The following is a 25511-nucleotide window of genomic DNA, read 5'->3' on the forward strand; positions in this document are numbered from 1 at the left end:
TTGAAAAAATATGTATCGATTTTTCTAACGCTTTTATTATTAGTAACGCTAATGGTTCCAGGACAGTCGAAGGCGAATACAAGTGTTGTATCTACTGTTCTTGATGGCAGCTTAGTTAAAGCATTAGAAACTGCTGTAGAACCACTTCAAGTGATTGTAACCTTTGAGGGACAGGGTGGACCAACAACAGGTAATCTTAATCTATTAAAAGATTTAGGCATTTTATCGGGAATCACCATGAAATCACTACCAATTGCGGGCGTTATAGCGACAAAAGAACAAATTAATAAGCTTGCAGCCATGCCGGGAATCAAATCAATCTATTTAAATAAAAGGTTAACGTATTCAAACTTTGACGCAAGTAATCTAACAGGAGTCGATAAAGCCAGAACAGATGCGGCAATGCAAAAAGCAAACGGCGGACTGCCGCTGACTGGAAAGGGAATAGGTGTGGTCATAAATGACAGCGGTGTTGATGGAACACATCAAGACCTTCAGTTTGGCAATCACCTAGTTCAAAACGTGATGGGGAGTACAAATTTAAATGCATTAGAACCGGAACTGCTTCCAATCACTTATGTAGAAAATGTACCGAATACGGATACCAACTCAGGACATGGTACACATGTAGCTGGTACAGTGGGTGGAACAGGAGCTGCCTCAGGAGGAAAATATGAAGGTGTTGCACCTGGTGCGGATTTAATCGGTTATGGTTCAGGAGCTGCACTCTTTGTGCTCGACGGGATTGGCGGGTTTGATTATGCCATTACACACCAATCACAGTACAATATTCGTGTAATTACAAATTCATGGGGTTCTTCTGGTGATTTTGATCCCAATGATCCTATTAATATAGCAAGTAAAGCAGCTTACGATCGTGGTATAACCGTCCTGTTTGCAGCCGGAAACGAAGGACCAGGCGAAAACACGCATAATCCATATGCGAAAGCCCCTTGGGTAATCTCTGTTGCTGCGGGTGAAAAGGATGGCTCATTAGCTGATTTTTCATCAAGAGGTACAAAGGGAGTCGGAGGTACGTTTGAAATGGACGGGAAAACATGGACATGGAAGGATGAGCCTAGTGTTACGGCTCCAGGAGTAGATATTATCTCAACACGTGTCCTTGCTCCAATATCAAGCTTAGCTATTACATCGGATGCGGAGCTGATAGAACCTGCATATCTTCCATTTTACACATCCATGAGCGGAACTTCGATGGCAACTCCGCATGTAGCGGGTATAGTTGCACTATTACTTGAAGCAGACCCAACCCTCTCTCCAGATGAAATTAAGAAGGTTTTACAGGATTCTTCAACCAATATGCCAGGTTATGAAGCATGGGAAGTTGGAACAGGGTATGTGAACGCGTATGCGGCACTCGAGGATGTCATGTTTGGCAAATCATATGGCGAAACCGTAAATACTTATCAAACCTTTAATAGCAATGCAAATGTAACGGTGGAGCGATCAGAATTTCAAGTGGACTATAATCCGCTGTTATTGTCGTCCAATTCCTATTCATTTAAGGTGCCTGAAGGTGTGTCTCAAATCAGCGCAAGAATGGATGCTGCCGGTTTAATTGGCCAAACAGGAAATCCGTTGAACTTAATCCTTGTAGGTCCAGATGGAACAACCTATAGCTCTGGAGTGAGCCTGCTGTTTCCACTTTATTATGACCGTACCGTTTCCGTCACTTCACCACAGTCAGGAGATTGGCTGGTGAAAATAGATGGCTTGCATGGAGACGGTGCTAACCCTGTTGGGGTTGGTCTGCCTGAAATGGTTACTGGCACCCTTTCTTTCTCAAAGGTAGGTAGTTTTTCAGGATTAAAAGATATTGCTGGACATCCAGCAGCTTCTGCTATTCAAATGGCAGTAAGTGAAAGACTTATGGATGGCTATGGTGATGGGAGTTTTAAGCCAAAGCAGTATCTTACACGCAGTGAATTAGCTCGTTACTTAGTGATGGGGACAGGAATCAGACAAAGTCAGTCCGTTAGCATGAAAGACGTTTCAGCAGCTGATCTTCCATTTGCCCAAGCGGCAGTGGGAAAAGGGGCAGCAATCCGTGATGGATTGCAAACGCAGGGCGGCGTCATGCAGCTTGACACCGCAGGTAATTTTAATCCCAATGGTGAGGTCAACCGCGCTGAGCTCGCTTATTCCCTTATTCAAGCACTTGGTTTAGAAAAACAGGCGAAGGAATTTAGTGGAGATGTCACCGTTCAATATAAAGATGAGCGAATTCCAGTAAAAGATAGCAGTTTAATTCCAGATGCTTTGAAGGGGTACGTTCAATTAGCCTTAGATTTAAATATTCTTAATGCTAGCTTTACTGTAAAGCAGGGTTCTTATGATTTATTCCCAACAGTTGAAGCAAGTTTTAATCCAGGTAAAAAGATAACCCGCGGTGACTATGCAGTGGCCATTACTCGTTATTATCAGGCGTGGTTCCAGTAAAGGGTAGGAGGAGAGTTATACAGCTCTCCTTTTTTTATTTGAGTTGGTATAATTAAGAGAAAAACTTTAGGATGATGAAAATGGCAAAAGTCAAAACGAATGCAATTCGGATTCTCGATAGCAAAAAGATTGCCTATGAGGTGCTTACATACGATAACCAAGATGGACAAATAGATGGAATTTCTGTTGCAGCGAAGATTGGCAGAGAGGCTCGTGAAGTATATAAAACACTGGTCGCCCAAGGGGCAAGTAAAAACATTTATGTATATGTGATACCTGTAGAAGCTGAATTAGATTTAAAAAAGGCGGCAAAAGCTGCAGGGGAAAAGAATGTGGAAATGGTTCCAGTTAAAGATATTCTTAAATGGACAGGATATATCCGCGGCGGCTGCTCACCGATTGGGATGAAGAAGGAATATAAGACATTTATCGATGAAAGCTGTTTAGAGCTGGAAAATATGGTTGTCAGTGCTGGAAAAATAGGTGTCCAAATTGTCATAAATCCAAAATTTTTAATCGACCTGACAAAGGCTGAAACTCCCCTTGTTAGAAAATAATGAAGTAGGCATTCACCTATAAACACACCCTGCATAAGATATGGTGAAAAGAAAAGCGGAAGCGCCTTGCTTAAGGAAAAAAGGAAATTGCTTTTTTCTAGGAAAAAATGGACTGCTTTTTCTTTAAGGAAAAATGAAGTTCAATTTTTCCCGGGCGCTGCAGCTAGACAAATGAAACTTTGCTATGTCACGTAAAGGAGAGTGTTTGCGAGTGGCAGGAAAGATAAAAAACTATTATGCAGGCGGGAATACAGCTAGAGGGTTTCATAGCTTATATGATTCAAATCTCCAAGGACTGGAACGACTCTTTATACTTAAAGGCGGTCCTGGAACAGGCAAATCCACGTTGATGAAAAACATAGGGAATGAGTGGAAGGAAAAAGGATATGAGATTGAGTTCCTACATTGCTCGTCAGATAATAATTCCATCGATGGAGTAATCATTCCTGCATTAAAAGTGGGGATTGTCGATGGAACAGCTCCACATGTAATAGAGCCGAAAACTCCAGGAGCAGTAGAAGAATATATCAATCTAGGGGCAGCATGGGATGCAAAGGCACTTGTCGGTGAGAAAAAAAATATTCAGCGGTTAACCAATCAAATCAGTGCCTCCTTTAATTTGGCGTATTCAACCTTTAAGCAGGCTTTAGATGTGCACGATGACTGGGAGAAAATCTATATAGAGAACATGGATTTCGAAAAGGCTGACCAGCTAACCAATAAATTGATTCAATCCTTTTTTGGTAAGTTAAAAATAAATAAGCAATCAGATATCCGCCATCGATTTTTGGGGGCGGCGACACCAAAAGGAGCAGTGGATTTTGTCCCGAACTTAACAGAGGATATCGAAAAACGTTACTTCATTAAAGGACGTCCTGGTTCCGGAAAATCAACCATGCTGAAGAAGCTCGCGGCAGCTGCAGAAGAAAGAGGAATTGATGCAGAGGTTTATCACTGTGGGTTTGACCCCAACAGCTTGGATATGGTGATTTTTAGAGAGCTGGGCATTGCCATCTTTGACAGTACAGCTCCTCATGAGTATTTTCCAGACCGTGACAGCGATGAAATCATTGATATGTATGAACTGCTGATTACCCCGGGTACAGACGAAGCCTATGAGGATAAAATTAAGCCGATTGCTGAAAGCTACAAAGGGAAAATGAAAGAAGCCATCTCGTATTTAGCCAGAGCGAAAGAACTTCATGATCACCTTGAAGGTATTTATGTGCCGGCAATGAATTTTGCGGTTGTCGATCATATTCAGGAAAGAATTTCGGAGGAAATCCGAGAATTAGAGCATGATATAATTGTAAACACCAAGTCATGATAAGAAAAAGCGGAAGTATGTGAACTGTCCCAAATAGGGGCAGTTTATTTTTGATACTTCTATGCAGACTGGGGGAAAATAACAGTAGTGCCTATTATTTTACTGCAGAAGGAGTTTTTTATCGTGAAAAATGATTCAAATTCATCAAATAAGATTGTAGAAGCGAACATTGAAATCAATAGCCAATTGGAAGATGGAAAGGTTCATGAGCCCGTACAAGCAAGTTCAGAGGCAGAAAAAGCTAACATCGAGCTGCAGAATCAGTTCAATCATGATGAACATAAAGATATTCGAACTTCGCCTGCAGCCATTACCACCCCTCAGTAAACCCAAAGAGAGTCGGCCTTCCAAAGCGGTAAGCCGACTCTCTTTTATTCATGAGGATTGGTCTTGCTTTGCTGGCTCTTATTTCGCTTATTTCCCTTGCTGTTATCTCCGCTTACGAACTCACTAGCAAATTCAGCCTCTGCATGTCCTGCACGCGGTGAGTTTTGGTTTTGACTGCCTTTATTAACCTTTTTTGTCATAATAATTGTCTCCTTTCGTCTATCGGTACAGTTTAGTTTGGCATTTGCATCATTCTTTATGCACTTTTATAGAGGGGATAGACAGTGTTTATAGAATTATTAGGAGAGTTAAAATAGAATGATCGCATTTTCTAGGGGGAACGTTTTTGAAAAAAGATATTGAGCGACTAACACTTTTGTATGAAGAACACCGGAATGAAGAAAATGCAGGTCCAATGAAAAAGTATATGAAAGACCATTTTCCCTTCTTAGGAATGAAGTCACCGCTTCGCAAAGAGCTTGAGAAGGAATTTTTTAAAGAAACAGAGATGTTGAAACAGCCATTTAACCAGGATTTTGTTGAAGAACTATGGGAGAAAGATGAAAGAGAATATCAATATACCGCGATTACCTATATGGGGAAATTCGTAAAGAAATTACCGAAAGACAGCATTGCTTTTATAAAACGGTTAATCACAACCAAATCGTGGTGGGATAGTGTTGATTCCATTGCCCCTTTAGTGGGAGAACTCGCTCGGAAGTATCCTGAAGTAATAGAAGAGACGATTAATGGCTGGGCGGTCGATGATAACGTTTGGCTGCGGAGAACGGCAATTCTTTTTCAATTAAAATTTAAACAGCAAACCAATGAAGAACTTCTCTATGAATACATCATAAAGAATGCCGATAGTAAAGAATTCTTTATTGAAAAAGCGATAGGCTGGGCGTTAAGAGAATACTCCAAAACCAACCCAGTGTCCGTTAAGAAGTTTATTGAAGGACATGAGCTAGCTTCCTTAAGTGTTAGAGAAGGCAGTAAGTATCTTTCATGAGCATAATGGTGAAAATGTCTAGTGGAATCATGTTAGAATGGCAATAACATATAAAGGAAACAGGTGAACAACATGATTAAGTGCATTGCCTCAGATATGGATGGTACCTTATTAAATTCAAACCAACAAGTTAGTCAGGAAAATAAAGAAGCGATTCTAAAAGCCCAGGCCCAAGGAATTGAAGTAGTTATCGCCTCGGGGAGATCTTATCAGGAAATACGGTTTGTACTTGATGAAGCGGGTATCGATTGCCCGGCCATATGTGTAAATGGAGCAGAAGTCCGCACAAAAGACGGAGAAATACTTTCTGCCGTACCCATTGAAAAGCACGTAGCTAAAAAAGCCGCAGAAAAGCTAATGGAAAAGGATATCTATTTCGAAGTATATACAAATCAAGGTACATACTCACTAGATCCTAATAAAGCTGTAGAAATTTTAGTTGATATTGTAGTCAGTGCGAATCCTGATGTGGACCGGGAAGATGTAGTTAAACGAGCAGGTGAGCGAACTCGTCATGGATTAGTCCATCAGGTTGATAGCTATGATCTTCTATTCAATGATGAAACACATCAAATTTACAAGCTATTTGGATTTGCTATGGATGCAGACAGGCGTGGAGCTTGTGAAGACGCACTAAAAGAATTAACACAGTTGGCAGTGTCTAGTTCAGGACATAACAATCTAGAAATAACACATCGAAATGCTCAAAAAGGAATTGCGTTAGAAACGTTTGTTCAATCAAAAGGAATTGATATGTCAGAAACGATGGCAATGGGTGATAGTTTTAATGACGTTTCCATGCTTGAGCGGGTCGGCAGGGCCGTCGCGATGGGAAATGCTGATTATGAAATTAAATCTCTTTGTGATGTCATCACCGCTACAAATGAAGAACATGGTGTAGCCAAGGCGATCCTCGAAGTTTTATAAGAAAGGAAGAGATGGATGGTCAAAGTATGTTCCATTTTCTTATCAATGATCCTATTGATATCAGGTTGTTCCCTTTTTGAAAAAGAAAAGCTGCAGCCGAAAGACCACCAAGAGGATGAAGCAATTGTCCTGCAGCCAGAAATGGAAGTTGTTGCTGATACACTGAGTGTCCCATGGTCGATTAATAAGGTTAATGAGACTTTTTATGTGAGTGAACGAACAGGAAGTATCGTGAAGGTTGATAATGGGAAAATGGAGCGACAACAAGTAGAGTTACGAAAGCCGCTCGCAAAAGCAGCGGAAGCTGGACTGCTTGGCTTTGTCCTAGATCCGGAATTCCCTGAGAATCAAAAGGCATATGCGTATTATACGTATGAGAATGGACAGGGACAGTTTAACCGTGTTGTAGTCTTGCAGCTGGCAGGGAATAAGTGGACGGAAGAAAGGATTCTGCTTGATGAGATTCCGAGTGCCGCGTACCACCATGGAGGTCGTCTGAAGATTGGACTGGATGGAAAGCTGTACATTACTACAGGCGATGCCACTACCCCTGAACTTTCACAGGATCTTAAGTCCTTGAATGGGAAGATTTTAAGAATGAATGTAGACGGCAGTATTCCTGGGGATAATCCATTTCAAAATTCCTATGTTTACAGCTATGGACATCGGAATCCTCAGGGTCTAGTGTGGATGGATGATACGTTATATGCCAGTGAGCATGGTCAATCTGCCCACGATGAGGTGAATCTAATAAAGCCAGGTGAAAATTATGGCTGGCCAGTGATCCAGGGAAATGAAAAAAAAGCTGGAATGGAGACACCTTTGTTTCAGTCAGGTGACGAAACCTGGGCTCCTTCAGGAATGGCGACCCACAATAGGAAGCTCTATGCAGCAACATTAAGAGGAAATGCAATCCGGGAATTTGACCTGGAAAAGAATACAACCAGGCCGGTTATTACAGGATTAGGCAGGTTACGTGATGTGTATGTGGATGGTGAATACCTCTATTTTGTCAGCAACAATACAGATGGCAGAGGAAATCCTGATGAAAAGGATGACAAGCTGTACCGAGTGCTGCTAACCAATCTGAACGGGTAAAGGCTGGTGTGATTATGACGACAAAAAGCAATAAATTACAATACGGGTGGACACTGATTGCCCATCCCACCTATCAAATCTTTACAAACAAAAACGCCTACGTCATCATCGACGAAGACAATGACGTCATGCTCAGATTTACCCTCCAAGAAAACGAAATCGAAATCCATGGCGCAAACTGGAACCTAAACTACAAAATCAACCTCGGCTTCAAAACCCTAAAGATTATTAACACACCAGAAGACTAAACGGTGACAGGCACCAAATATACAAAAACCGCTGTTTATGCAGCGGTTTTTGTATATTTGGTGGTGGTAGTGGATGATTTAAAGGATTTCTATTTTTAATGAGTTAACTTGTGAGACTAGGAGTTCTTCGTATTGTTTTTGGGCTTGGAAGTTGATTTCTTGTTGGCTCATTTCTGGGTTTTCTTTTTTTACTTTTTCAATCATGTCTTTTTGTACTTTTTGGGAAAGGACGATGAGTTGGTATTGCTGCTTTTCAGTTTCCCAGAATTTTTCTTCACCGTATTCGTTGATCATCGCTTTTGCTGAGGCGAATTGATCGTATTGAGCCCGGACCTTGTTGAGTTCTGTTTCGATTTCTGCGTCGGTCGCGGTGTGTCCTTTTTCTTCAGCAAGCATGGCCATTGAACGAAGGCGGATAATCTGGGTTAATAATTGGTTTTGATCTTCAACCAGCTTTTCTTGAGCCGTCCAATAGGCTAAGGATTCCTTCAATTGGTCGCCTGTGTAGCGCTTTTGATCGGTTTCACGATTAATCGCAAGCTGGAGATAATTAATAAGCTTATAAAAATCTAAATCCTCATAGGTAATCCATTCCCCATTAATGGAGGCAACACCGTTCGGTTTTTCCACTTCATAACTGATTACTTTTTCAGTCTTATCCCCATCCTTTTCCAAGATAAAGAGTATTTCATATTTCCCAGGCATAGGAAGCTCAACGTTACCGGAATAAATTCCATCTTCCCCTTCCGTTAATTCTGCTTTTGTCATTCCATGGTCCATATTCGTCATAGAGAATTCAGCAGTAACATCTAGACCGGTTACTCCCTTGTCTTTTTCCTTTACTTGAATTTCCATAGGCATTTCCTTATCTGGCTCCTGGTAAATCGGCTTTGTGATTTCAATACTATAGTCAGGGCCCGCACTACAGCCCCCAAGTAGTGCTGCTAGCAGCAGTGCAGTCAACCTTATCGCTTTTTTCATGACTCTATCCCTCCAAGATTATGTGTTTGCAAGAATTCCTCCACTGTGTATTTCTCTATTTTTCCATTATTTAAGTAGGCGACATGCGTACAGACCTGCCTGATTTCATCGAGATGATGGGAGGAGATGAGGATGGTTTTATCATGAAGCGATTTTAACACTTCTAAAATTTCCTTTCTTCCCATTGGGTCGATTCCGCTTGTAGGCTCATCAAGAATCAATATACTTGAGTCTTGATAGAGTGTGATAGCTAATCCAAGCCGCTGCAGCATGCCTTTTGAATATTTTTTGACCTGTACATCTCGGTCATCCCACAAACTTACCGACCTAAGAACCTTCTCAATTCGTTCTTGCTCAGCTTTCTTGTCAACAGCCTCAGCAAAGAAAGTAATATTTTCAAGACCCGTCAGCATGGGATAGAGCTGGAACTTTTCTGGCAAGTAGGCGATTGCTTTTTTCCATTCATGACTTTTTTTTGTGACTTGAACGCCATTAATCAAAATCGAGCCCTGTTTCACAGGGAGAAGGCCAAGAAGGCTGTTAATAAAAGTTGACTTTCCGGCACCATTACGACCGACAAGAGCGCAAATTTCATGTTTATGAATCTCAATATTGATCGACTCCAGGATGACTTTTTTCCCGAAGGATTGGTTTAAATCAGATACCGTAATCATTCAAAGCCCTCCTTACGGTGAAAAATAATCGCTGCAGCAATAGAGCTGATGAACCAGAATACCAGATTCCCGAGTAAAAAGAAAACGGGCTTGGTCCACATGAAGGCTTGGAGCAGCCTTGACATGTGACCAAAGGAATAAACACCCATGCCTGTTTCTAGGAACATTCTTACCGACTGCAATGGATTTAAAAAGTATCCTGCAGAAAATAATTTTACATTTTCATAGGTCACGTCAGGCAGCAGTGAGAGTAAGAGAAAATCGTGTAAGAAGAAAAAGTAGAACCAAACAAATATGGTATACCCAATAATCTGCATTCTTGAAGTGCTAAAGCTTCCGATAGCTGCTCCCATTTGCAGGAACACGAGAGACATGGTCACAATGGCTGCAATAAAGATCGAATATGCCTTTATATCAAGCTGGAATTGAAACTTAAGCAATAATAAATAAAGAAAAAACCACACGATGATTGGTATAAGTACAACCGTATAGAGTCCTATACTTTTTCGTAATAAAAAGCTCGTATAGTTATCCTTCTTGGTCAGCAGCATGATCAACGTCTTTTGTTCCTTTTCCTGAAAAATAGAAAAGGCGCCGATAAACAAGCAAAGAATCGGGATGAAATAAATAATCGTATCAAACAAATTCAGTAAGAGGACATAAAAGCCTTTATCAAATGAAAGGGCCGTGGAACGAAACAAAATACTAATTGAAATCAGAACAATGATGCTTAAGGCGAGCCAAAATCCTTTTCCTCTTATATTTTCCTTCCATTCCTTCCAAATGTAATGCATAGTATTTGTCTCCCTTTTAGTAAGTATCTTTTCTCAACTGTGTAGCTAATTAAATTATCATTATGGTCGATTAAATTGATTATCATTGAAATATGCGAAAACGATTGAGAAAAGAGCATGCAAACTCAACTACGTCGCTAAAATAGCTATTTCCACGTTAAAATCGGCTTTAGGATTTTAACAATTATTATTACGATAACGTGCCTTTATTAAAATCAACACTGCGGCCAGCCCTGCAGCGGCTATTAAGATGAAATGGTTCTTGCCTTTAGCAGCAGCCAGCGGGTGTGGGTCATTAAACATAACTTTTTCGTCCATCCATACCGCATTCAATTTTTCATAGATGGGTAATGCGGGACTTTTTAAAAATAAATAAGATAATTCTTGGTCTTCGAGTAATTGATATAAAGAAGAGTGATAAGTTATAGGAAAGTCCCCAATATCATCCTGGTTTAAATCGGTGAGCGGGAAGGAGCTTCCCCAGTCATTTCCTTTGCCATTATAACTCCAGAAATTATTTTCACCACTTCCACCAATGGTAACAGCGGGAATTGTATTTTCGGTAATAAGGTTTTTAGAAAAAATTTGTTCATTGGAGCTGGCCCAAAGCTCAATTCCAATTTGGTTTTGAGAAATTTTATTGCCTTCAAAACGGTTTCTTGTAGCCTGGTCAATGTACATTCCTCTTTGGTTCATGTAAAACGTATTGTTTTTAATCTGATTATCATTGGCTTGCAGCAACAGTAATCCAAATGATTGGTTTCCATAGTTTACGATAAAGTGATTATCTTCTAAAACTAAGTGATTGGAATTCATGACCGCAGCGCCGCCCGTATTCATCGTAAAGGTATTCTTCTTAAAAATATTTTCATCGGAATACATGTAATGCAGACCGTACCGTGTGTGACTAATATTATTTTGATAGCTTTCATTCTTGTTACCATAGTCAAAAAACATGCCATCACGCGTTCCTTCGATGGTGTTATGGGATAAAAGGTTGTGATTGGAGTAATAGATATGAATTCCATTACCCTGTGCCGCAATTTCTCCTTTGCCCATCCCTTGGATTTCAACGTTGGTGATTTTATTTTCGTGTGCTTGACTTAAATAGATTCCATGAAAGGAATCTGTAATCTTGATGTCATCTATTACATTCCCGTTGGTATGAATCTTAATCCCCGCATACTCTTCAGAAGAGTTACGGTCCATACTGCTATTGGTGACGCTAAGTTTTTTTATGGTCACATTAGGAGCTTTAATCGAGATGACATTTCCCGTTCCATCTCCTTTTATCACCGTATTAATAGTGCCAACTAAAGTCACTGATTTATTGATGACGATATTGCCCTCATATGTTTTATTTTCAAGTTGTAAAACTGCTCCTTCTTCCAAGCTGTCGATCATGGCTTGCAAGTTTTCGGCAGCACTATTTTTCTCGGGAAATACTAGAAAAGTGATAGAGAAAACGAAAAGAAAGAGCAGTAATTTTTTCATCTTGTTCGATCCTTCCATAGCGGAATCAATAATAAAATAAAGGCTGCAATTAGGAAATAAGAGCCGTAGCCAAGGATACTTTCTGTGACAAAGTTTGCAACTGTATTATGCCCGATAAGCGGCGGAACAAATGGGTCAATTTTTATCGGTGCGGTTGGACTTAAGTTGGTGCCGAATTTACGAAGGGCACGTGAAAGGTCCCAAACACCGAGACTGCCGCCAAGGATAAACACACCAATTAAACCATATAGCACTGATTTTTTTCGCAGAATGGCTGTCAATAGAGTAATCACGGCTAAACCAATTACTAAGTAGGATAGATAGGCTAATTCTGGGAAGTTCTCCTCGCTGAAGTTTTCCATTCCAATGTAGTGGTTCAGACCGTTAACGATATCAATCTCGCCTTCGAGCTTATTAGGGTAAACAATGATATTTAACCCTTCTGGATACTGCGGAGCAAAGAAGATCATTTGCCACCAAGGAAAGAATAATGAAAGTCCGACTAGGACGGCAGCAAGGGCAATCAATATCGATGAAACAAGTGATAATTTTTTTGCCTTCATGTAAAACAAGTCCTTTCTAAATGGAGAAGGGTACCAATTGATTCAATTGATACCCTTACCATCCATTTTACTTTGTAGGTTTAACAAGGAAGTAGCCAGTCATTTCTTGGTGCAGGGCTGAACAGAAGTTAGTACAGTAAAGCGGGAACGTACCTGCTTTGTCTGCAGTAAATTCTAGCGTATTCGTTTGGCCAGGCTGAACTTCCATGTTTAAGTTATAGCTGTTGATGGCAAATCCGTGGGTAATATCCTCATCAAAATCCGTATTCGTTAAGTGGATAAACACCTTATCTCCTTGATTGACTTCAATCACATCAGGTCGTTTTGCTTTTGCGTCAAAGATAAATTTTGACCGCATGGCGATACCGTAGACATGAACTTCATTTCCATTGCGGACGATTTTCGCATCCTCTTGCTTGTAGGTTGCAAGCTTGTTGTTTTCATCCTTCGGATAAACTTCAATCGTTTTAATCTTATCTGCCTTAATAATTTGAGCGTAGTGCGGCTCAGGGTTTACAGGTGAAGATTGAATCACTTTCATCTTGCCGCTGATATCAATCAATTGCATAGACTCAGGATGTGAAGGTCCAACGGATAAATAGCTGTCTTTTGCAATTTTGTTCAAGGCAATCAGCCATTTTCCATCAGGTGAAACAGTATCACCTTCAGCTGCTACAGAGTGGCCTGGTGAATACTGAACAGGAACACGGTCTAACGTTTCGCCTGTTTTAGGATCCCATTTCACGATTTCAGAAGAAATGAACATCGTTGTGTAGGCCATACCCTTATCATCAAACTGAGTGTGAAGCGGTCCAAGCGCGTTTTCAGGGTTAACTTCTCTTTCCATGACAGATTCATATTTTAAGATTGGAATACCGTTACGTTCACCAGTGAAATCTTGGTTTTTAACGGCTTCAAATGCTTTTTCAAAAGAGAACACTGTCATAGATGGTGCAAGCTTACCTGAAGCGATAAAGTGCTTACCGTCAGGTGTTACGTCCACACCATGCGGTGATTTTGCAACAGGAACTAAGTAAATACCGCCCTTATGCTTTTCAGGGAAAATCATTTTTTGACCAGTAACTTCATCATATTGTCCCTCAGCGACCATTTTCTCTAGCTCTTTCCAGTTAAAAAGAACAATGTAGTCACGGTCAGCCTGAGAGGCGTTAATTTCTAGATTCGTAGTTGCTTCTTCTGTGTTGTAAGTGGTCATAACTGCCCAATCAGCAGAGCTTTTCTTTCCGGCGTCTGATAAATCATAAGACCATGGCGGAAGCGCCACTTGGTAGGCAATGTTAAGCTTTTCTTTGTTTTGGTCAAAAGTTACGGCTGACATTACACCGCGGTACTGGTCGCTGTATTCGTCTAAAGACTTGTATTCAGAGCCAATTGGAACCGCGAAACGTGTTGGCAGGAACATGTACTCAGTATTCTCCGTAACGAACGCCGCACAGTGCGGACCGCTTGTGTTTGGAACATTAATAATGTCTTTAACCGTAAACGTTTCTAAATCCATCGCTGCTGCACGGCTGTTTCCGACATCTGTGGCAAACATGTATTTACCGTCATAGTCACCTTTTGTTTCAGAGAATGCTGGGTGATGGAGGTCTCCCCATGTGTACCCGCCCATCATTTTCTTAGAATGCTCATCAAATCCATATCCTGTTGCAGAGTCTTGTGAGAAGACCGGTACGGTACGGATATGACGCATGGATGGAACACCATAGATAAACATTTGACCAGAGTGGCCGCCTGACGCAAATAAGTAATAATCATCTTTTTCACCGAAGGGAACATAAACTTTCTCTGCGTTACTTTTCGTACTTCCTGAGGCAACTTGAGTGTTTGTGCTCTGTGAAAAATCGGCAAATGAAATCGTTGCTGCTACAAAACCTGCTAGTAAACCAGAGGCAATTGGAACCCATTTCTTCATCTATCACACCGCCTTTTTATTTTTCAGAAGCTTGTTTCAACATATCTAGCACTTGTGTGCGTTCTTCATCTGTTAATGGATTGCCGCCAATTACACTCGACATTACGGCTGAAGTTGGTTCTTTTAAGAATTCCTCAATCGGCTTGCCGTGTTTGCCTTCAACCTCAGTAAAGGCTTTAGAAAGGTCTGGACCAGTGGCTCCACCTTTTAAGCCAAGTTTATCAACAGCGTGGCAGCCGAGACAGCCCTTGCTGTTAAGAATGTTATCGGCGTCAACAGCAGCTGTTTCCGTCTTTGTTTCTTCCTTTTGGTCTTCTGTTGTGCTTTTTTCCTCGGTTGGCTCTGTTTGAGCAACTTGAGGCTGTTTATCAGAATCTCCCATAATGACACCAAACACCAAGTAACCAAGACCAAAACCAATTACAATGCTGACTGCAAAGCTGATAATTGCCTTTTTCATACTTCCCCCTCCTTCTGTCTATTCAACAACTTCATCCTAATCGGATTTCAAGCGTGAATTTGTGATGAACCTCACTGTTTTTTATATAATCTTGAACGTTTTGTGAAGGAGCTTGATATGTAAGTGTTTTAAAAATTGAACGTTTTGTGAAGATAATCACTTCGAGCTGCGGCTTTTTTTACTACAATGGGAAGTAACAAATAAATGAAACTTTAAGGAGAGGAGGGCAAAAATGAATCCCGTACATGCTTTAGAGGAACAGCCTTTAGGAAGAGTAAGGGCGTTGAAACTCGAAGACTTCCTGCGGAAAATTGTGATTTTTAAGGATTTATCGGCGAAATCCCTTCATCTTATCGCAAATCGTATTCAGACGTTAAACGTTAAAAAAGGAGTACAAGTGATTTGTGAGAATGACGCGGCCAAAGGGGTGTTTTTTATCCAAGCTGGAGCCGTAAAGCTGACGAAACAAGATGAAAGTGGAAATGAGATCATCGTTTGTATGAAGCAAAAGGGCGATGTGTTTGCGGAGGCTTGTCTGTTTTCAAAGACTTCAGAGCTGTATCCAGCCACCGCCACCATGCTCCAAGATGGACAGCTTTTCTATTTGGATAAAATGGAATTAGAGAAAGGGCTTCATGAATATCCGGAGCTTGCTGTTCAAATGATTCAATACATGAGTGATTCGCTGCGCGAGATGACCTCAACATTAAGGGACGTAGCGTTGTTAGATGTTTATGCGAAGACAGTGAAGACGTTAGAACGGTTAGGGAATAAATTTAATACCTCTACATCAAGATGGAACATTGAGATACCCTTGACGATTCAGGAGTTTGCAACCGTGGTGGGGACAACGAGGGAAAGTGTAAGCCGGGTATTTTCAAAATTGAAAAAAGAGGAAATCATCGAAATGAAATCAAGGAAAATCATTATTCTTGATATGTGCCGGCTTTGTGCGCTGATGAATCATTCCTATTAAAATAAACCCTTCGTCCATGTTTTTGTTGGGCGAAGGGTTTGTTTGTGAAGATAAGGCTTTTTAAGGACAAAACTCAGATGAGCTGGTAGAGATATGTCCTCAATAAGGGCTCTTGAGGAAAACTTAGATGAGCAAGTAGAGATATGTTCTCAATCAGGGCTCTTGGGGACAGAACTCAGATGAGCTGGTAGAATATGTCCTCAATCAGGGCTCTTGGGGACAAAACTCAGATTAGCTGATAGAGATATGTCTTCAATAAGGGCTCTTGGGGACAAATCTCAGATTAGCCAGAAGAGATTTGTCTTCAATAAGGGCTCTTGGGGACAAAACTTAGATAAGCTGGTAGAGATATGTCTTCAATAAGGACTCTTGGGGACAAAACTTAGATGAGCCAGTAGAGATATGTCCTCAATAAGGATTCTTGGGGACAAAACTTAGATTAGCTGGTAGAGATATGTCCTCAATAAGGGCTCTTGGAGACAAAACTCAGTTGAACTAATAGAGATTTGTCCTCAATAAGGACTCTTGGGGACAAAACTTAGATGAGCCAGTAGAGATATGTCCTCAATAAGGACTCTTGGAGACAAAACTCAGTTGAACTAATAGAGATTTGTCTTCAATAAGGGCTCTTGGGGACAAAACTCAGAAGAGTTAGTAAAGATATGTCCTCAATAAGGGCTCTTGGGGACAAAACTCAGAAGAGTTAGTAGAGATATGTCCTCAATAAGCAGTCTTGAGGACATATCTCTAATGAGTCAGCCTGAAATTGTCTTCAATAAGTATTTTTAGTGAAGAGAGTTATTTTTCAAATTTATACGTCCAGAATCGTTCGTTGTTAATCCATACCATCATTTGTGGGTCTTGGTTTTTCAGCTTCTCCGTCACGTCGCCAAACATTTGCTCTGTTTGGGAACGATGTGCTTGGATCGCAGCAAGCTTTTTATCCGCAACGGCGCTAATATTATGGACAATGTCGGCCTCACCGAGTTCCTCGACACAATTGTTTGAAAAAGCCACACAATGCAGTGTAGGTCTTGCGTCCGCGGGGAGTTTTTCTACTGCTCTGACAACGGCCGCGCCGGTGGCGTCATGGTCAGGGTGAACAGAGTAGCCTGGATAAAAAGTAATGATTAATGATGGATTTACTTCATTTATGATAGATAACATCGCATTTGCCAGTTTTTCATCGTCTTCAAACTCAACCGTTTTATCACGGTACCCAAGCATTCTTAAATCCTGGATACCTAATGCCGCTGCAGCAGCCTTAAGTTCTTCTTTTCTAATTTTTGGGAGATTTTCACGGTTGGTAAAAGGGGGATTCCCCATATTTCTTCCCATCTCGCCCAAGGTTAAACAAGCATAGGTGACAGGAGTACCATTCTGTACATGAGTGGCGATGGTTCCTGACACTCCAAATGCTTCATCATCCGGATGTGGAAAGATGACTAATACATGACGTTCTTTTTCCATAATAGGCAGCTCCTTCCTTTACTCAAACGGTGTAGCACTGATTTCAAGAGCTACCGCGAGTTTTCCTTTGTTATCATGACCAGCTAGAAGCAAACGGTTTTGCTCATCTACTTCAAAATGAGTGAGACCTTCCGCGTAAATCCAGCCAAGGTTTATTTTTAAGCCAACACGATAGGGGTCGTTTCCGGTGATTTTCCCAATTTCGTATCGAACCAATGCGTTGCGGATATAGGCACCTGCTGAAAAGAAAGTTTGATCATGATGAGATGCATAGGCACCATTTGTCGTTTCTAAGTGAATGTATACATCCTGGTTCGCGTATGCGTTAATCGCTTCTTGAACCTGGCGATGATTCTTAATCGGTTCCATAATTCTATCTCCTTTCTCTATGCAAGGTATGTAATCAAAACAAGTGTATTTAATAATGTAACTATCATACTAAAATCACATTGAAAAAGCGAAATCCTTGCTTTAAAAAAACCAGAGTCGAACCCAAGGTCCGACTCTGGTTTTTTACCATTAGCAATCTGTGCAGTATTCCGTTTTAGCACCGCGGTAGGCACCATGCCAAGTAGGTCCGACAAATTCATTTAGGCGGAAGCCCTGGCTGATGGCAGCTGAAATGAAGTCTTTTGCCACCTCGACCGCTTCAACAACAGAACTGCCTTTAGCAAGCTCTGCTGTAATAGCAGACGAGAAGGTACAGCCTGCTCCGTGTGTAAAGTTTGTTTCCACCTTCTCAGATTCAAATACAGTAAAGTTTTTGCCATCGTATAGAAGGTCAATGGACTTTTCTTCTGTTAAAAGCTTGCTTCCGCCTTTAATGACAACATACTTTGCACCTAAATCATGTATTTTTACGGCAGCTTCTTTCATCTGCTCTAATGTTTTAACCGGACCAGTTTGAGCTAATTGGCCTGCTTCGAACAGGTTCGGTGTCACAACTAACGCACGCGGTAATAATAGCTCACGCATAGCGTCGGTCGTTTCTGGATTTAAGACTTCATCCTCACCCTTACAAACCATAACAGGATCGATTACGACAGTTTCTAATTTATGTTCATCAATGACTTTTGCCACTAACTCAATAATCTCAACAGTACCAAGCATACCTGTTTTCATTGCGTCAATTCCTACAGATAAGACAGTATCAATTTGCGGTTTTAATGTCTCAACGGAGATTGGAAAAACACTATGGTGCCAATCCTTTGGATCCATCGTTACGATAGTAGTCAGGGCGGTCATCCCATAAACACCTAACTCTTGGAATGTCTTTATATCGGCCTGAATCCCTGCACCCCCGCTTGTATCTGAACCAGCGATTGTCATAACCTTTTTGATTGTCATATGTACTCCTCCTAAAACGAGTTGGTGAATCTCACTATTCCTATTATAAAACAAACATGAAAATATAGTAGAAATTTTACAATCACTCTGATTTTGTCGGAAACATGACAATTTACCGTTTTTACCCTAATTATATAGTTTTATGTGATAAATCTTACTTCAGAGAAAAATGACTCATCGTACGATAGTACTAAAGATACACGTGAATAATTGGTATCGCTTACAATGCTTTATTTTATAGTCCTAAAGAAACTGAGTTGGACAAAAATTCGAAAATCCGACACAAAATCGACCGAAATTCGTCAAAGCCTGTGAATCAAGGGACCGACATTTATTATAGGTTTAATATAGATAGCTAATTCCTATTCATTGTGACAAATGTCGCTGAGAAGGCTGGGTAACATCATTACAATTGAAACGCCATGAAGGTATTTCCTGAAAGGAGGGAAAACAATGTACCGCAAAGGATGTCCTGATGAATACCCGATTACTTTAGTTTTAAATGGGTATGAAATTGCCGTATTTCAACTAACAAAACATGATTTAGAGGATTGGGCCTATGGTTATTTGTTTTCGGAAGGATTTATTCACGGAGCGAGTGACGTCGGTTCCATTAGCATAAATGATGAAATGGGCAGCATACATGTTTCACTTCTGAATGGTTTTAATGAAGAAGAGTTGTTTACGAAGAAGAAGCACTATACAGCAGGCTGCGGCCGCGGTGTTACATTTTTCTCAATGACAGACGTGAAAAACTTTCGAAAAGTGTCTTCTGGGCACAGCTATAAATTGAGTTATTTATTAAAAAAGCGAAGTGAATTTGCTCAAAATTCACCGTTTTACTTAGAAACTGGCGGAATGCATGGAGCTTGTATCGTTGACGAAGCAGGCAATATCACCGTCCGTGAAGACATTGGCAGGCACAATGCAGTCGATAAGATCATTGGCCACACCATACGAATGGGTTTGCAGCCTGAAAGGTTAGTTTTATTAACAACTGGACGGGTTTCATATGAAATGCTCTCCAAAGCAGCAAAATTTGGCTTTCCTGTTATTGGCTCACGAACAGCAGCCACCAAACAGGCTGTTCAACTGGCTAAATATTTAAATATCGAGGTAATTGGCTATTTACGAGGGAAAATGGCTAATATTTATACCTCAACAGGCCGAGTTCAAAATGATGTAGTGGAGGAACCCGCTGTAGAGATGCATTGAAAGGGGGAATAAACAAGGTAAGTAATTAGAGAAAAAGGGATGTTCTATTCAATTCTGGGAAGGAGATAGAAAAATGGTTGAAATCAACTTAAACCGCCGGCAATTCTTGAAGTTGTCAGGAGCTACTGCGGCAACATTGGCTGTTGTTGAATTAGGCTTTGATACAAAAAAAGCCCATGCAGCAACTAAAGAATTTAAAATTGCCAAATCAACTGTAACACCAACCATTTGCTGCTTTTGCGGCGTTGGCTGTGGAATTTTAGTCCATACAAAGGACAACACAGTGGTTTATACGGAAGGGGATCCGGATAACCCAATTAACGAAGGTAAGCTATGCAGCAAGGGTACTACTATTAGACAATTATATACCTCTGAAAAACGAGTAAAGAAACCGCTTTATCGCGCACCAGGCAGCAATAAGTGGGTAGAAAAAGACTGGGAATGGATGTATGAAACCATTGCCAAACGTGTAAAAGAAACACGTGACAAAACATTTGTAGCCACAGAAAACGGCTTAACTGTAAATAAGACCGAGGCAATTGCAAGCCTTGGCGGAGCAGCTCTTGATAATGAAGAGTGTTACCTGCTTGCAAAAATGATGAGAGGGCTTGGTGTTACCTACTTAGAGCACCAGGCACGAATATGACATAGTTCTACGGTTGCCGGTCTGGCACCTTCATTTGGTCGTGGAGCAATGACTAACCATTGGAATGATCTGCAGTATACTGATTGTGCATTGATTATGGGCGCAAATCCTGCTGAAAACCATCCAATCAGCTTTAGATGGTTAACAAAGGCGAAGGAAAAGGGAGGAAAAATTGTTTCTGTTGACCCGCGTTTCACAAGAACGTCGTCAATGGCAGACATTTATGCTCCACTTCGTTCCGGAACGGATATTCCGTTTATGGGCGGGATGATCAAGCATGCCCTTGATAATAATCTTTACCACAAAGAGTATGTTGCTAAATATACTAACGCAAGCTTTATCGTAAAAGATAGCTTTACATTCGAAGACGGTCTATTCTCAGGATATGACGAATCAAAACGTGCCTATGATAAAACGAAATGGGCATGGGAAACAGCAGAAGACGGAAAGCCGGTAAAGGATGAAACCTTACAACATCCGCGTTCCGTGTTCCAATTAATGAAAAAACACTACTCACGTTATGATGTGGATACGGTTTCAAAAGTAACGGGAACACCAAAAGAAGACTTATTAAAAGTTTATGAAGCGTTCTGTGCAACTGGTCAGGTTGGTAAATCTGGAACCATTATGTATGCAATGGGAACAACCCAGCATACCGTTGGAACACAAAACGTTCGTGCTTTCGCCATTATTCAAATGCTGCTTGGAAATATCGGGATGCCTGGCGGTGGAATTAATGCTATGCGCGGTGAATCAAACGTACAAGGATCAACGGACTTCGCTTTATTGTATGACACAATTCCTGGCTATTTAACAGCACCTAAGGCAATTCCAGAGCATGCTACACTTGCAGCATATAACGCAAAAGAAACACCGCCAACAGGCTACCAAAGCAATAAGCCAAAATTTGTTGCCAGCCTATTAAAAGCTTGGTATGGTCCGAATGCAACGGCAGCCAATGAATTTGGCTATCAATATCTGCCAAAAGGCAATAAAAACTACTCACATATTAATTTGTTTAAGGCTATGTATGAAGGCACATTAGAAGGAGCTTTCCTTTTCGGAACAAACCCTGTAGTAGGCGGTCCGAATGCTGGAAAAGAAAAAGAATCTCTAAGCAATCTGAAATGGTTAGTAGCGGTTGACCTTTGGGAAACAGAAACATCTGCATTCTGGCAAGAATCTGCTGGCAGCAACCCAGCTAAGATTAATACAGAGGTGTTCTTCCTCCCAGCATGTTCTTCTTATGAAAAAGAAGGAAGTATCTCAAACAGCGGCCGCTGGATGCAGTACCGTTGGCAGGCTATTAAACCATTAGGCGAGTCAAAACCAGACATAGAGATTATTCATGAGCTTGCAACTAGAATTAAAGGTCTTTATAAAAATGAAGCTGGTCCTCAAGCTGCGCCAATCAATGCTCTTTACTGGAATTATGGTGAAGGTCACCATCCAGATATTGACCTTGTATGTAAGGAAATCAATGGTTATGACGTTAATACTGGTAAACAGGTGGCTGGCTTTGCTGCTCTTAAAGATGACGGATCGACATGTTCTGGAAACTGGATTTATTCAGGCTTCTATCCTGAAGAAGGAAAGAACCGTTCAAAAAACCGTGACAATAAAGATACAGGCATGAGCAATTACTTGAACTGGGCATTTTCATGGCCAGCAAACCGCCGTATTATCTATAACCGTGCTTCAGCAGATCCAAGCGGTAAGCCTTGGAGTAAGGATAAAGCTGTTATATGGTGGGATGACCTCCAAATGAAATGGGTCGGTAATGATGTACCAGACTTTGTCCCAACGAAAGCGCCAACAGACCCAACAGGAACTGATCCATTTATCATGAACAAAGATGGAGTAGGTTTACTATATGCACCAACATTGAATGATGGTCCGTTCCCTGAGCATTACGAGCCATTTGAAAGCCCAATACCGAATGCTTTCTCGAGTCAGGAGCTAAACCCGGCTGCTGTAGTAATTGAGGGTGACTTCAATAAGCGAGGATTTAAGGCAGATTATCCAATTGTTGCAACCACTTACCGGGTAAGTGAGCACTGGCAATCTGGAACGATGACTCGTAACCAAGAATGGTTATCAGAACTTGTACCTCATATGTATATCGAAATGAGCGAAGAGCTAGCAAAAGAAAAAGGCATTAAAAATAAAGACGAAGTCATTGTAACCTCAGCTCGCGGCGAGGTAAAGGCTTATGCAATGGTGACGAAGCGCTTTAAGCCTCATAAGATTAATGGAAAAAATGTTCACCAAATCGGAATGCCATGGCATTTTGGTTACAAAGGTATTGCAACTGGGGAAACAGCTAATCGCCTGACACCTCATATCGGGGATGCAAATACAACCATTCCTGAATATAAGGCATTCCTCTGCGACGTAAGGAGGGCCTAACAATGGCAACTGAATATGTAAAATTTGTCGATGTAACCAAATGTGATGGCTGTCGTGCTTGTATGGTTGCCTGTAAAAACTGGAATGACCTTCCAGCGGAACCGCAGGATTTCCTCGGAAGCGCTCAATCACATATAAAAACAACAGCTGATACTTGGAATGTATTGCAATATATCGAGCATGAGAACTCAAAGGGCGGTCTCGATTATCTATTCCGTCACTCCGCATGCTTCCATTGTACGGACGCTGCTTGTGAAAAAGTGTGTCCAGAAAATGCGATCAGCTACACTGAATTTGGTACAGTTGTGATTGATCATGAGAAATGTGTTGGCTGTGGCTACTGCGTAAATAACTGTCCATTTGAAGTTATTTCCCTTAAGGAATATGTAGATAAAAATGGTGATAAATACCGTAAAGCAAATAAATGTACAATGTGTACAGATCGTTTGGAAGAAGGCTTGCAGCCAGCATGTGTAACAACTTGTCACACTGGGGCCATGGAGTTTGGCGACAAAGCTGCCATGATCAAGAAGGCAGAAGAGCGTGTGAAGCAAATTAAAGACCGTTATCCGAATGCAATGGTCTATAATCCGCAAGGTGTTGGCGGCACTCATACGGTTTATGTTCTTGCTGAAAAGCCATCTGTTTATGGATTACCTGAAAACCCTAAAGTGCCTACATCTGCGGTTGTTTGGAAGGATTATGCACAGCCAATTGGTAAAATGATGATTGGTGCAACTACGATGGCAGTGGTTGGAGCATTTATTACCAACAAGATTTTCAGTAAAAAAACGAATGGTCATGACGAAGACGGAGGTGAAAGCCATGAGTAAACCTCAAAAGTCGACAGTAAAAGTAAAACGTTTTTCCAAGGCATTTGTCTGGGCGCATGCAGTGAACGCAATTTCGTTCTTTGCTCTTTATATCACCGCGCTTCCAATGTATACGGAGTTTTTTGACTGGTTATATCCCGTTCTTGGCGGACCAGAGGGAGCACGTCTCCTTCACCGGATTTTCGCGGTTGCTTTTGTAATGCCAACGTTTATCTGGGTAATCTTTGACTTCAAAGGCTTTAAACTTTGGATGAAAGAACTGGTTACCTGGAAAAAGAGAGATATCGCATTCTTTGGTAACTTTGTGAAAGAATTATTTGGTCTCAGGTTCGATCATGTAAGACAAACTTTCTTTAACGCTGGTGAAAAAATCAACTCGCTAATTCAAATTTTTACGGCGATTTTGATTATTGGTTCAGGTATTCCAATGTGGTTTTCTGAATATTTCCCAAGAGCACTTGTTCAATGGGGATATTTATTACACAACGTAGGCTTCGGTCTGGCTATTGCGGTAGTTGTGGGACATGTTTACTTGAGTGTTGTACACAAAAACTCAAGACCAGGCTATTCCGGTGTTGTTACTGGAGAAGTACCAGCATGGTGGGCGAAAGAGCACTATGAAGAATGGTATGAAGAAGAAGTTAAAAAGGGTAACTTCCCTGACATTGATGCGAATGGCAATCCAAAAAAACCAACTAGTCCTAACAAAAATAAGAAAAAAGGCGCTTAGAAAAGCGGAAGCGCCTTGCCCAGGGGCGACAGGCATAAGACGAGCCGGCGAGAAGGTTGCTCTTTAACCTTCTTGACGGATTGGCTTATGACCCCGAGCCCCTAGGCGCTGTAGCTAGACACAGCCATAGAACGAATAAACTGAAATGGCTGTCTTTAACAGGACAGCCATTGCTTTATAAATTATAAAAGAGGTGCACAACGATGAAAAAATCCGTTGTTTCAAAAGAATATCTGAATTTACAGAAGGAAATTATAGCACTTCAGGAGAATTGGAAAGAGAGGATTAATCCAGAATCGATTATTCCTAATCTAGACGCGCGAGCAATGTCGGCAGGAGTGCCTGCAGCGGCATTAACGTCTATTAACTTTGAAATTTCACTATTCCTACAGTGGATAGAGGAGATAAATGAACTATTAACAAAAAATAACGCTGAATTGGAACCAAAGCTTTCAGTAGTTCTGAGTCTATTAGACGAAGAAACAGCCATTCGCTGGATTGATGAGGCCTTTTCGTTTAACAGTGTTTATTTTGCTAGGTTTGCTGAAGAAAATGGATTAGAAGAGTGGATTCCGCAATTTCTTGCAGAAACGGCGCTTCGACCATATTTGCAGGTAACCGCAGAAAAAATACAGCACGACATTACTCATGGTGTTCCTGGTTCTGGATGTCCAATTTGCGGTGAACCTGCACGACTTGCGGTTCTAGAGGATGAAGGGAAAAAAGTGATGACCTGTCCGCGCTGTCTTGCACATTGGAATGCAAAAAGGGTTGAATGTGCACACTGTGGTAATGATGACCATAAAACCATTCAGTTCTTGACAATCGAGGGCGATGCTTCCTCTCAAATCCAGGTTTGCGACAAGTGTACAGGATATATTAAAGTGATAGATACAAGACAATATCTCAGCAAGCCATCCGCTTCCATGCTGGACCTAAATACCATTCACCTAGACTTTGTAGCCCAAGAACAAGGTTACCAAGCAGTTGGACAGATAAAACAAACAAATTAAGAAGGTGCGCTATT

At 41.1% G+C, this 25511-nt stretch carries 25 protein-coding genes; 14 read left to right on the forward strand and 11 right to left on the reverse strand.

Annotation, left to right across the window (positions count from 1 at the left end; all coding sequences use genetic code 11):
* The 4 genes from ACN6MT_RS04760 to ACN6MT_RS04775 all read left to right on the forward strand — a co-directional run bounded on the left by ACN6MT_RS04760 (position 1) and on the right by ACN6MT_RS04775 (position 4671).
* Entirely contained in the window at positions 1-2460 is a 2460-nt protein-coding gene (locus tag ACN6MT_RS04760; protein ID WP_419954931.1) for a S8 family serine peptidase, read from the forward strand.
* An 80-nt stretch (positions 2461-2540) separates the two neighbouring features.
* Entirely contained in the window at positions 2541-3017 is a 477-nt protein-coding gene (gene ybaK / locus ACN6MT_RS04765; RefSeq protein ID WP_419954932.1) for a Cys-tRNA(Pro) deacylase, read from the forward strand.
* Positions 3018-3228: 211 nt separating this feature from the next.
* Positions 3229-4344, forward strand: coding sequence for a PRK06851 family protein (locus ACN6MT_RS04770; RefSeq protein WP_419954933.1), 1116 nt, complete (start codon positions 3229-3231; stop codon positions 4342-4344).
* Positions 4345-4467: 123 nt separating this feature from the next.
* Complete coding sequence (locus tag ACN6MT_RS04775) at positions 4468-4671, forward strand: hypothetical protein (protein WP_419954934.1); 204 nt, start codon at positions 4468-4470, stop codon at positions 4669-4671.
* A 44-nt stretch (positions 4672-4715) separates the two neighbouring features.
* Here ACN6MT_RS04775 and ACN6MT_RS04780 read toward each other — a convergent pair whose 3' ends face one another.
* Positions 4716-4871 carry a hypothetical protein gene (locus ACN6MT_RS04780; protein WP_419954935.1) on the reverse strand — a complete coding sequence of 52 codons (156 nt, stop codon included), beginning with the start codon at positions 4869-4871 and terminating at the stop codon, positions 4716-4718.
* 146 nt (positions 4872-5017) lie between these two features.
* Between ACN6MT_RS04780 and ACN6MT_RS04785 the strand changes: the two genes are divergently transcribed.
* The 4 genes from ACN6MT_RS04785 (at position 5018) to ACN6MT_RS04800 (ending at position 7956) form a co-directional block, all read left to right on the forward strand.
* Entirely contained in the window at positions 5018-5683 is a 666-nt protein-coding gene (locus ACN6MT_RS04785; protein WP_419954936.1) for a DNA alkylation repair protein, read from the forward strand.
* Between the two features lie 72 nt (positions 5684-5755).
* Entirely contained in the window at positions 5756-6610 is an 855-nt protein-coding gene (locus tag ACN6MT_RS04790; protein WP_419954937.1) for an HAD family hydrolase, read from the forward strand.
* 15 nt (positions 6611-6625) lie between these two features.
* A complete protein-coding gene (locus tag ACN6MT_RS04795; protein ID WP_419954938.1) occupies positions 6626-7708 on the forward strand; it encodes a PQQ-dependent sugar dehydrogenase in 1083 nt (360 codons plus the stop codon).
* A gap of 14 nt (positions 7709-7722) precedes the next feature.
* The gene (locus tag ACN6MT_RS04800; protein ID WP_419954939.1) at positions 7723-7956 is read left to right on the forward strand and encodes a hypothetical protein; all 234 of its coding nucleotides are present in this window, start codon (positions 7723-7725) and stop codon (positions 7954-7956) included.
* Positions 7957-8034: 78 nt separating this feature from the next.
* Here the strand turns inward: ACN6MT_RS04800 and ACN6MT_RS04805 are convergent, their stop codons facing one another.
* The 7 genes from ACN6MT_RS04805 to ACN6MT_RS04835 form a co-directional block, all read right to left on the reverse strand.
* Complete coding sequence (locus ACN6MT_RS04805) at positions 8035-8937, reverse strand: FixH family protein (RefSeq protein ID WP_419954940.1); 903 nt, start codon at positions 8935-8937, stop codon at positions 8035-8037.
* Entirely contained in the window at positions 8934-9611 is a 678-nt protein-coding gene (locus ACN6MT_RS04810) for an ABC transporter ATP-binding protein (RefSeq protein ID WP_419954941.1), read from the reverse strand. The genes ACN6MT_RS04805 and ACN6MT_RS04810 overlap by 4 nt, the downstream gene beginning before the upstream one ends.
* Positions 9608-10405 (reverse strand): ABC transporter permease subunit, encoded by a 798-nt coding sequence (locus ACN6MT_RS04815; RefSeq protein WP_419954942.1) that lies wholly within the window; start codon positions 10403-10405, stop codon positions 9608-9610. The genes ACN6MT_RS04810 and ACN6MT_RS04815 overlap by 4 nt, the downstream gene beginning before the upstream one ends.
* Before the next feature lie 177 nt (positions 10406-10582).
* The gene (nosD, locus tag ACN6MT_RS04820; protein ID WP_419954943.1) at positions 10583-11899 is read right to left on the reverse strand and encodes a nitrous oxide reductase family maturation protein NosD; all 1317 of its coding nucleotides are present in this window, start codon (positions 11897-11899) and stop codon (positions 10583-10585) included.
* Positions 11896-12462, reverse strand: coding sequence for a hypothetical protein (locus ACN6MT_RS04825; protein WP_419954944.1), 567 nt, complete (start codon positions 12460-12462; stop codon positions 11896-11898). Before ACN6MT_RS04825 ends, nosD begins: the two co-directional genes overlap by 4 nt.
* Positions 12463-12529: 67 nt before the next feature.
* Positions 12530-14398: a Sec-dependent nitrous-oxide reductase gene (gene nosZ, locus ACN6MT_RS04830; protein WP_419954945.1), complete on the reverse strand. Its 1869-nt coding sequence runs from the start codon at positions 14396-14398 to the stop codon at positions 12530-12532.
* A gap of 16 nt (positions 14399-14414) precedes the next feature.
* Positions 14415-14858, reverse strand: coding sequence for a cytochrome C (locus tag ACN6MT_RS04835; RefSeq protein WP_419954946.1), 444 nt, complete (start codon positions 14856-14858; stop codon positions 14415-14417).
* A gap of 232 nt (positions 14859-15090) precedes the next feature.
* On the opposite strand from ACN6MT_RS04835, the gene ACN6MT_RS04840 reads away from it, so the two are divergent.
* Positions 15091-15834 carry a Crp/Fnr family transcriptional regulator gene (locus ACN6MT_RS04840; RefSeq protein WP_419954947.1) on the forward strand — a complete coding sequence of 248 codons (744 nt, stop codon included), beginning with the start codon at positions 15091-15093 and terminating at the stop codon, positions 15832-15834.
* Between the two features lie 798 nt (positions 15835-16632).
* Here the strand turns inward: ACN6MT_RS04840 and bshB2 are convergent.
* The 3 genes from bshB2 to pdxK form a co-directional block, all read right to left on the reverse strand.
* Entirely contained in the window at positions 16633-17304 is a 672-nt protein-coding gene (bshB2, locus tag ACN6MT_RS04845) for a bacillithiol biosynthesis deacetylase BshB2 (protein ID WP_063254734.1), read from the reverse strand.
* An 18-nt stretch (positions 17305-17322) separates the two neighbouring features.
* Positions 17323-17673 carry a YojF family protein gene (locus ACN6MT_RS04850; RefSeq protein ID WP_063254735.1) on the reverse strand — a complete coding sequence of 117 codons (351 nt, stop codon included), beginning with the start codon at positions 17671-17673 and terminating at the stop codon, positions 17323-17325.
* A 150-nt stretch (positions 17674-17823) separates the two neighbouring features.
* On the reverse strand, positions 17824-18651 hold the full coding sequence (gene pdxK / locus ACN6MT_RS04855; protein WP_419954948.1) for a pyridoxine/pyridoxal/pyridoxamine kinase: 828 nt from the start codon (positions 18649-18651) through the stop codon (positions 17824-17826).
* A 453-nt stretch (positions 18652-19104) separates the two neighbouring features.
* Between pdxK and fdhD the strand changes: the two genes are divergently transcribed.
* The 5 genes from fdhD (at position 19105) to ACN6MT_RS04880 (ending at position 25497) form a co-directional block, all read left to right on the forward strand.
* Complete coding sequence (gene fdhD, locus ACN6MT_RS04860; RefSeq protein WP_419954949.1) at positions 19105-19866, forward strand: formate dehydrogenase accessory sulfurtransferase FdhD; 762 nt, start codon at positions 19105-19107, stop codon at positions 19864-19866.
* Positions 19867-19948: 82 nt separating this feature from the next.
* Positions 19949-22921 carry a formate dehydrogenase-N subunit alpha gene (gene fdnG, locus ACN6MT_RS04865; RefSeq protein WP_419956380.1) on the forward strand — a complete coding sequence of 991 codons (2973 nt, stop codon included), beginning with the start codon at positions 19949-19951 and terminating at the stop codon, positions 22919-22921.
* Positions 22922-22923: 2 nt separating this feature from the next.
* Complete coding sequence (locus ACN6MT_RS04870) at positions 22924-23754, forward strand: 4Fe-4S dicluster domain-containing protein (RefSeq protein WP_419954950.1); 831 nt, start codon at positions 22924-22926, stop codon at positions 23752-23754.
* A complete protein-coding gene (locus ACN6MT_RS04875; protein WP_063254741.1) occupies positions 23747-24484 on the forward strand; it encodes a formate dehydrogenase subunit gamma in 738 nt (245 codons plus the stop codon). Before ACN6MT_RS04870 ends, ACN6MT_RS04875 begins: the two co-directional genes overlap by 8 nt.
* A gap of 203 nt (positions 24485-24687) precedes the next feature.
* Positions 24688-25497 carry a formate dehydrogenase accessory protein FdhE gene (locus tag ACN6MT_RS04880; RefSeq protein WP_419954951.1) on the forward strand — a complete coding sequence of 270 codons (810 nt, stop codon included), beginning with the start codon at positions 24688-24690 and terminating at the stop codon, positions 25495-25497.
* The last annotated feature ends 14 nt before the right edge of the window (positions 25498-25511 follow it).

Origin of the sequence: Neobacillus niacini, assembly GCF_048572935.1 — a bacterium.
Lineage (GTDB): Bacteria > Bacillota > Bacilli > Bacillales > Cytobacillaceae > Neobacillus > Neobacillus niacini.